A 2155-nucleotide genomic window follows, 5' to 3' on the forward strand; every position below is an offset into this window, starting at 1 on the left:
TGTGATAATTCATTTATCAAATCCTTTAATTGTTACTCTATGGGTGAAATATGTATATCTTCACTGCTATTATATTTAACACGGTTACCGAACATGGCTGAGTTAAGGATTGGTCATCATTTTGATTATTATCATTTTTTAGGGGGCAATTAATTTGCATGCCACGATGGAACGTTGTAATTATGTTTATTTATTAAAGCGAAGTGATATTTTTAAAAAATGATACTCAGCCCTCTGGCGACGTTAAACGCGGCAGTATTATGGCTACTGGGCATATTATATTATGCTGAAAATAAAGGATTACATCTGAGATGTCAGGCCAATAGCCTTAAGTCATGACGGGTCATATCTTATCTGACATTAGCGGAGAATATCTTGCGACACTCTCCGCTAATTTTAATGCGAACATTACTGGATGCCGTTCTTAAACACCTCGCCAAAGCCTACCGAAGTAGGGCGTTGGAGTATCAGTGCTGGCACTATTTCAGCGTTATGTCATCTAACAACCTATCTCATTTTACTGGGCGGTAAATTCGAACAGCCGCTGTTAGGCGCAGGGTTCGATGCGCCAATTCTTCTGCCGCCCCGGCATACTGTTCAACCATGGCCGCATTCTGGTGTGTCATTTGATCTAACTGACCGATCGATTGGTTAATTTGACCAAGTGCCTGTGTCTGTTCATGGGTTGAGGTGCTGATTTCACTGATTAGGGTAGAAACTTGACCCGCTTGTTTGACGATATTATCCATGGTGGCCCCGGCATTTTGCACTAAGGCGCTACCGTCACGGACCCGCTCCACACTGGTTTCAATTAATTGTTTTATTTCTTTGGCCGCGGTTGAGGAGCGCTGAGCCAGATGGCGTACCTCGCTGGCAACTACCGCAAACCCTCGACCTTGTTCCCCAGCACGTGCCGCTTCAACCGCCGCATTGAGCGCCAGAATGTTGGTCTGAAAGGCGATTCCTTCAATGACACTGATAATATCTACAATACGATGACTGGAGGCATTAATCGTGCCCATAGTTTCAATGACTTGATGCATCAACTCGCTGCCTTGTTCTGCGGCATGGCTGCTCATCGCGGCCAACGATGTGGTTTCATTGGCACTATTAGCACTGTGCTGTACTGTGGCCACTAATTGTTCTGTGGCGCTGACGATATGCTGCAAGTTAGCGGTAGCCTGTTCAGTTCTGACTTTTAACTCACGATTCCCCGCGGCAATTTCACTGCTGGCAGTGTTAATACCATCAACCTGGCCGCTAACGTCATCCGTCAGAGAACGGAGATTCAGCCCTAATTGATTGACACTCCGCATCAAGTAACCAATTTCATCAACGCGATTTAGCTGTACGTAATCACCAGCTTGCCCAGAAGAGACATCTTGCGCTTGTTGCAAAATTGCGGCGATAGGGCGGGCAACCTGACGTTCTAACCACCAGGAGGTCACCACGCTGCTGGCAACGCTAACTGCGGCCAAAACGAATAATGGCAAACCGGTTATCCCAATCACTCCGGCGGCCACAGTAGGGAGTAAAGCCGCCCCCAATAATGCCCCGCGCAAGCGCCAGCGCAATGGTAATTTTTGGAACAACGACAATAAAGACAACCAACCGGTACGAACAACTAACCCTCGATATAGTGCTATGTGGCGCTGCCTGGCCTTACCCGAATTAAAATCGGCATACAGTGCTTCCGCTTGTTTAACTTCTTCGCGAGTGGGTGCAATGCGTACCGAAATATAACCGGTCAGACGGCCATCATGACGTAATGGCGTAGCATTAGCGCGTACCCAATAGTAGTCACCATTTTTACGGCGATTCTTAACCAGTGATGACCAAGATAAGCCAGCATTCAGGGTTTGCCACATGTCCGCAAATGCCGCGGGTGGCATATCTGGGTGCCGAACAACATTGTGCGGTTGACTCAGTAAGTCCTGATATTCAAAACCACTGGCGCGAACAAAGGCGGCATTGGCATAGGCGATATTGCCGTGAATATCGGTGGTGGATTGCAAGGTGGTATCGCGATCAATGGGATACTCCTGCCGACTGACAGGCTTGTTCACTCTCATAATAACCTCAGTAAATGGGGGAGTTCCCTGATAACAGGTGAATACAATAACTACTGACGGTAATCGGCCTCATAAGATAAAAC

At 47.2% G+C, this 2155-nt stretch carries 1 protein-coding gene and 1 pseudogene; one reads left to right on the forward strand and one right to left on the reverse strand.

Annotated elements, in window-relative coordinates:
- Nucleotides 1-219: 219 nt before the first annotated feature.
- Nucleotides 220-468 (forward strand): annotated as a pseudogene (locus V1952_RS21390) (IS4/IS5 family transposase); the annotation flags it as partial.
- A 44-nt stretch (nucleotides 469-512) separates the two neighbouring features.
- Here the strand turns inward: V1952_RS21390 and V1952_RS21395 are convergent.
- On the reverse strand, nucleotides 513-2072 hold the full coding sequence (locus V1952_RS21395; RefSeq protein ID WP_372559238.1) for a methyl-accepting chemotaxis protein: 1560 nt from the start codon (nucleotides 2070-2072) through the stop codon (nucleotides 513-515).
- Between the last annotated feature and the right edge of the window lie 83 nt (nucleotides 2073-2155).

Origin of the sequence: Yersinia sp. 2542 StPb PI (genome assembly GCF_048593855.1) — a bacterium.
In the GTDB taxonomy this organism is placed as follows: Bacteria; Pseudomonadota; Gammaproteobacteria; order Enterobacterales; family Enterobacteriaceae; genus Yersinia; species Yersinia enterocolitica_E.

Bases quoted from the DNA above. Each gene is read 5' to 3' on its own strand.
- V1952_RS21395 (WP_372559238.1), bottom strand. From the start codon at position 2,072: ATGAGAGTGAACAAGCCTGTCAGTCGGCAGGAGTATCCCATTGATCGC.